The following is a 5,861-nucleotide window of genomic DNA, read 5'->3' as shown; positions in this document are numbered from 1 at the left end:
AGCCTTGGTGTCTCCGTCTTCATCAAGGAGGCGGTGAAGGAATTCTACAGCCCGCAGGCGCACTATTTCCCATCGGTCTTCCCGTCGACCACGGTCGACGTGTTCGGCGCCGCCGTATCGTACCAGAATATCGGCAATATCGTCGTCGCGCTGCTGACCATCGGGGGCCTGCACCTCTTCCTTTCGCGTACGCGCACCGGCCGGAGCATGCAGGCGACCGCGCAGAGCCCGGCGGTCGCGGAGATACTGGGCGTCAACGTCAAGCGCATGGTGCTCTACACCTTCCTGATCAACGCGGCGCTGGTGGTGGTTGCCTCGATGCTGATCAGCCCCATCTATCTTGCCAAGTTCAGCAACGGCGAAACCATCGGCATCGTCGCCTTCATCGCGGCGATCGTGGGTGGCTTCAACCAGATCCGCGGCGCCTTCGCGGGTGGGATACTCATTGGCGTGCTCGACAACCTGACGGCAGCCTATGTCTCGGCGGAATACCGCGCGGCCGTGCCGCTGGTCCTGCTCATCATCATCATACTCGTCCGTCCCCAGGGGTTGCTGGGGAAGGCGGAAGGAAGGGTCGTCTGATGAGCCCTCGCATGCTCCTCACCGCCGGCGGGTTGCTGCTGTTGGTCGCCGTGCCGTTCAGCCAGGGACCGTACGGGCTGTACGTCCTCAGCCTGTGGCTGGTGTTTTCCATGTCTGCCATGGGACTCAATCTCACGCTTGGCTATGCCGGCCAGGTGTCCATGGCGCAGGCCGCGTTCATGGGTATCGGCGCCTATACGTCAGCGCTGCTCACCATGGCGGGGGTCCACTGGCTGATTGCGGCACCGGCCGCCGCAGCATTGTGTTTCCTGGTTGGCCTGCTGCTCGGCTATCCGGCCCTGCGCGTCCAGCATCATTTCCTCGCCTTCGTCACGCTCGCGTTCACCACCCTGGTGTGGCTGGTGCTGCGCAACGAGGAGTGGTTGACAGGCGGGAACTACGGGCTCGCAGGCGTTCCCCGGCCCACTTTCGGCGGGGTGAGCACGATGCCGCCGATGAACTTCTACTACTTCACCCTCGCCGTCTTCGTGCTGGTGGCCGCGGGGCTCTACGGCATTGTCCGTTCGCCGTGGGGGCGGGCCTTCCGGGCCCTGCGCGAGAATCCGGTTCGGGCCGACAGCCTCGGGGTCGACATCCGAAAGATCACGCTGCTGTCCTTCGCCATCGGCGGCGCCATCGGCGGTATTTCGGGGGCGCTCTTGGCGCCGCTGGTCCAGTTCATCGATCCATCGGGATTCACGCTGCTGATCTCGCTCAAGATTCTGCTCATGGTGGTCGTCGGCGGATCCGGCTATTTCCTCGGGCCGCTGCTGGGGGCCGGCCTCGTCATCGTCGTGCCGGAGTACCTCCGCTTCGCCGAAGGCTACTACCTGATGATCTTCGGCGCATTGGTGGTGGTCCTCATGATCTTCTGCCCGTCGGGACTGATCGGGCTTGGCCAGCGAATTGCCGGGAGCCTGAAGCCGAAACGCGTCGCCCGGGCCGACCTGAAGCAGGGAGCGCTGCTGTGAGCCCAGTGGATCACGTGCTCAGCGTGCGCAACCTGAGCAAGTCGTTTGGGCAGATCAGGGCCGTGCGAGACGTCAGCTTCGACGTGGCGCCCGGCGAGATTCTCGGGCTGATCGGACCGAACGGCAGCGGCAAGTCGACCCTGTTCAATTCCATCCTCGGCCAGTTGAGGCCCGATCACGGCGAGATCCACGTCAACGGGCGCCAGGTCAACCGGATGCGCGCCTGCGACCTCGCCCGGCTCGGGGTTGGCCGCACCTTCCAGATGCTGCAGGTCTTCCCCAAGATGACGGTGCTCGATAACATCATCATTGCCGGGCAGGAGCACCAGGGCACCATGTTGTCCAGGCTGTTCGGCCGGCCCGACGCCGGCTTGACCGAAGAGGCCGACAAGCTCATCGCCTTCTTTCGGCTCGGGCATCTGCGCGACGAACTGGCCGGCAGCCTGTCGTATGGCCAACAGAAGCTGCTCGATGCGGCGATGGCGTTCATGGCGGGGCCCTCGCTCGTGCTGCTCGACGAGCCCGCTGGCGGCGTGAATCTGTCGATGCTGGAAAATCTGAGGGAACGCCTGCTCGCGTTCAACTCTGAAAGGGGCACGACATTCGTCGTCATCGAGCACAACATGGAGTTCGTGATGTCGCTGTGCACGCGGATTATCGTCCTGGCGGAGGGTGCGATCATCGCCGAAGGCTCGCCGGACGAGATCCGGGAGAACCCCGATGTCATCTCGGCGTATCTGGGAGGCTGAGGTGCTGGAGCTCATCGACGTCCACGGCGGCTACGGCAAGGTCACCATCCTCAACGGCGTGTCTTTCAGGATCGCCGCCGGCACCATAACCACGGTGATCGGGCCGAACGGCGCCGGCAAGTCCACCGTGTTCAAGGCCATCTTTGGCCTGCTCAACGTCCATGCTGGCAAGATCCTGCTGCAAGGAGAGGACATCACGGGCCGGGCCCCGACGCAGCTTATCGCGCGGGGCATCACCTATGTGCCGCAGGGCCGCAACATCGTTCCGATGCTCTCCGTGTACCACAATCTCGAGCTTGGCGGCATCACCGTGCGCGACAAGAGCGCCCTGCAGGAGCGCATCGAGGCGGTGATGGCGCAGTTCCCGATCCTGCAGCAGAAGCGGAATGAACCGGCAGTCGCCCTGTCCGGCGGGCAGCAGAAGCAGCTGGAAATTGCCCGGGCCCTACTCCTCGACCCGAAGCTCATCCTGGTCGACGAACCTTCGATCGGGCTCTCCCCAAACCTTGTCCAGGAGGTGTTCGCCACGTTGATCCGACTGCGTGACCGCGGCGTCACCGTGCTGATGGTCGAGCAGAATGCCAAGAGCGCGTTGCGGGTGTCGGACTACGGATTGGTGCTCGAACTCGGCCAGGTGCGCATGCACGACAAGGCGGACACGCTCCTTAACGACCCGCAGGTCGGCCGGCTCTTTCTCGGTGGAACGATGCATCCCCAAGGCGCCGCCGAGCAGCCCGGAATATTGGTCGGCGGCTAGCCGTCCGTTCAACCCAGTGGAACTGTCATGATGGAACAGCTTTCGGATCGCATCAGAAAACTCGAGATCGCAAACGAGATCAGGAACCGTATTGCAGAACAGTCGCGGCTGCAGGACGTTCCGTACGCATTGGAAGCACTTGAGTTCTATTCATCGGATTCCGTGATGGACCTTGGAGATCTTGGTGCCTATCAGGACATCGAGCTTAAGCGCCAATACTATAGGGAACTGCACAAGACGGTGACGTTCCAGCTGCACTACAAATTCGGCCGTATCCATAACGTGGATCCGGAAAAATCGACCGCAGATGGCACCTATGTGTTTCTGGAACTGCCAATCACGAGAGGGAAGGCAACGTTCTACATTATTCGAGGTGAGATGCAGCTCAAGCAGGAAGACGGGCTATGGAAGCTTGGGCAGTGGGATCAGCGCCTCGCCTCAGCACCCTATGACGAGGGGTGGGCGAATACCGAGCCGATCGCCGCACCAACCTCCATGCAACAGTGACGAATGAGGACTCTCATGACGATGTCTGCCGAACAACGAGTACAGAACCTCGAGGACTTGGAGGCGATCCGGCGCCTGCGCCACGAGTGGTGCGCCCAACTCGATATCGCGCTGGAGAGCGACGACGCAAATGCGGCCGCTTCCGCCATCGCCTGGCTGCGGAAGCACTTGGCGGATGACTTCCGGCTGACGTCCAATCTGCACGAGCCGATCCGCTCTGGCGCCGAGTTTGCCGAGCGCCTCGCGGGGGCCGTGGCCGACTACGCCATGTCGTTCCACATGCTGAGCAACGACCTCATCAGGCCGCTGCCGACGCCGGCGGGTGCTGAGGCGGCGGCGTCCGGCAGCTGGTACACGCTGGCGATGCTGACGCTGGCGGGACAGCCCCTGTGGGCGGCGAGCATTTCCGAGGAGCTGTACCGCAAGCAGGGTGACGGCTGGCTCGTCGCCAGCATGGCGCTTGACTACCGGTTTGTCTCTCCGCACGCGAGTGGCTGGGAGAAGGAGCGGTTTGCCGACCCCTCGCTGTGCAGCCGCGTGTACTAGCCGAACTCTTGAGCAGAGCAGTCAGCATGCACCACGACCACGGAGTGACGAACGGGCGAGATGCCGCCGCCGGGGCCCCTGCCCAGGCGGCCGGGCCCGCCATAATCTTCGAAGGTGTGGACAAGTGGTATGGCGCCTTGCAGGTCCTGCGCGGCATCAACCTGGAGATAGCTCGAGGCGAGCGCATCGTCATCTGCGGCCCGTCGGGGTCGGGAAAGTCCACGTTGATCCGCTGCATCAACGGGTTGGAGGTGCATCAGGCCGGAAACATCTGGGTCAACTCGATCAAGCTGAGCACGGAGCGAAAGCAGATCAACCAGGTGCGGCGCCAGGTCGGCATGGTGTTCCAGCACTTCAACCTGTTTCCGCACCTCACCATCTTGCAGAACTGCATGTTGGCGCCGATGGTCGTCCAGAAGATGGATCGTGCCGCGGCCCGCGAACTGGCGATGGACTATCTGTCGAAGGTCCGCATTCCCGAACAGGCGAACAAGTATCCGGCGCACCTGTCGGGGGGGCAGCAGCAGCGTGTCGCGATCGCACGCTCGCTTTGCCTGAAACCCCAGATCATGCTTTTCGACGAACCGACCTCCGCACTCGATCCGGAGATGGTGTCCGAAGTGCTCGACGTGATGGTGGGGCTCGCAGAGACCGGCATGACGATGGTGTGCGTCACCCACGAGATGGGTTTCGCCCGCCGCGTCGCCGACCGCGTGGTCTTCATGGACCAGGGCCGGATCATCGAGAGTGCAGAGCCGAACGCCTTCTTCGATCACCCGCAGAACGACCGGACGCAGAAGTTCCTGGCGCAGGTGCTCCGTTAACGCGGGGCGTCAGGATCCGGTGCCCACTATGCCTGCCGCGGCCAGCGGCTCACACTCCAGGGAGAGACCCATGACTGGACTACCTAGACTGCTACGACGTCTGTCGCTGTCGGCCAAGGCCCTTGCTGGTGCCTTGGTGATGACGGGCCTGTCGCTGTCGGCGGCAGCGGCCCTCACGCCGGCGGAACTCGCGGCCAAGAACAAGCTCGTGGTCGGCGTGCTGGTTGAAAGTATTCCGTGGGGCTTCCTTGATGAAAAGGGCGAGCCGGCCGGCTACGATCCGGACGTGGCGCAACTGCTTGCCCGTGAGCTCGGGGTTGCAGACGTCGAGTTCGTGCGGCTCGCCGTGGCCAGCCGGATTCCTCAGCTGCTGTCGGGTAAGATCGATATCGCGGTCTCCATCCTGGGCATGTTCCCGGATCGGGCCAAGGCCATCCAGTTTTCGAAGCCCTATGGAGTGCAGCAGCAGATCGTCATGGGGCGTAAGGATGTTGTGGTCGACGACCTCGCCGATCTGGCAGCACTCAAGGTCGGGGTGACCAAGGGCAGCGCCCAGGACGTAGCCCTGACCACCGGTGCGCCGGAAGGCACCGAGATCCTCCGCTTCGACGACGACGTGGCCGGAATGCAGGCCCTGATCGCGGGGCACGTCGATGTCATCGGCGGCGCCAGCACCTACATGCTCAACATCGAACAGATGGCCCCGGGCCAGTTTGAGCAGAAGCTTGTGCTGTCGAAGATGTATATGGGAGTCGGCCTGCGCCCCGATGACAAGGAACTGCACGCCGCCGTCAACGCCGCCATCGATCGCCTCATCGCCAGCGGCGAACTCAATGCGGTGGCTCAGAAGTGGCTAAAGCACGACCTGCCGGAAATGCCGACGGAGATCGAAGGCGTTCCCTTCAATTAGCATCCAGCGGCGAGG

8 protein-coding genes are annotated in these 5,861 nt (G+C 63.2%); all 8 read left to right on the top strand.

What is annotated here, in order from left to right:
- Positions 1–582, top strand: a 582-nt coding sequence (locus tag VGD93_RS06905) for a branched-chain amino acid ABC transporter permease (RefSeq protein WP_395010528.1), incomplete at its 5' end; no start/stop codon positions are given.
- Positions 582–1,553 carry a branched-chain amino acid ABC transporter permease gene (locus tag VGD93_RS06900; protein ID WP_395010526.1) on the top strand — a complete coding sequence of 324 codons (972 nt, stop codon included), beginning with the start codon at positions 582–584 and terminating at the stop codon, positions 1,551–1,553. The genes VGD93_RS06905 and VGD93_RS06900, both read left to right, overlap by 1 nt.
- 5 nt (positions 1,554–1,558) lie before the next feature.
- Complete coding sequence (locus VGD93_RS06895) at positions 1,559–2,302, top strand: ABC transporter ATP-binding protein (RefSeq protein ID WP_395010532.1); 744 nt, start codon at positions 1,559–1,561, stop codon at positions 2,300–2,302.
- A gap of 1 nt (position 2,303) precedes the next feature.
- Complete coding sequence (locus VGD93_RS06890; protein ID WP_395010530.1) at positions 2,304–3,059, top strand: ABC transporter ATP-binding protein; 756 nt, start codon at positions 2,304–2,306, stop codon at positions 3,057–3,059.
- A gap of 27 nt (positions 3,060–3,086) precedes the next feature.
- Positions 3,087–3,566 (top strand): hypothetical protein, encoded by a 480-nt coding sequence (locus VGD93_RS06885; protein WP_395010525.1) that lies wholly within the window; start codon positions 3,087–3,089, stop codon positions 3,564–3,566.
- 15 nt (positions 3,567–3,581) lie between these two features.
- Positions 3,582–4,112 (top strand): nuclear transport factor 2 family protein, encoded by a 531-nt coding sequence (locus VGD93_RS06880; RefSeq protein WP_395010523.1) that lies wholly within the window; start codon positions 3,582–3,584, stop codon positions 4,110–4,112.
- Between the two features lie 26 nt (positions 4,113–4,138).
- Positions 4,139–4,936 (top strand): amino acid ABC transporter ATP-binding protein, encoded by a 798-nt coding sequence (locus tag VGD93_RS06875; RefSeq protein ID WP_395010521.1) that lies wholly within the window; start codon positions 4,139–4,141, stop codon positions 4,934–4,936.
- Positions 4,937–5,006: 70 nt separating this feature from the next.
- Positions 5,007–5,846 carry a transporter substrate-binding domain-containing protein gene (locus VGD93_RS06870; protein ID WP_395010519.1) on the top strand — a complete coding sequence of 280 codons (840 nt, stop codon included), beginning with the start codon at positions 5,007–5,009 and terminating at the stop codon, positions 5,844–5,846.
- Positions 5,847–5,861: the final 15 nt, after the last annotated feature.

It is taken from the genome of Devosia sp. (assembly GCF_036406155.1).
Classification (GTDB): domain Bacteria; phylum Pseudomonadota; class Alphaproteobacteria; order Rhizobiales; family Devosiaceae; genus Devosia_A.
The sequence above is the reverse complement of the archived record's forward strand: the minus strand, read 5'-3'. Positions and strand labels throughout refer to the sequence as shown.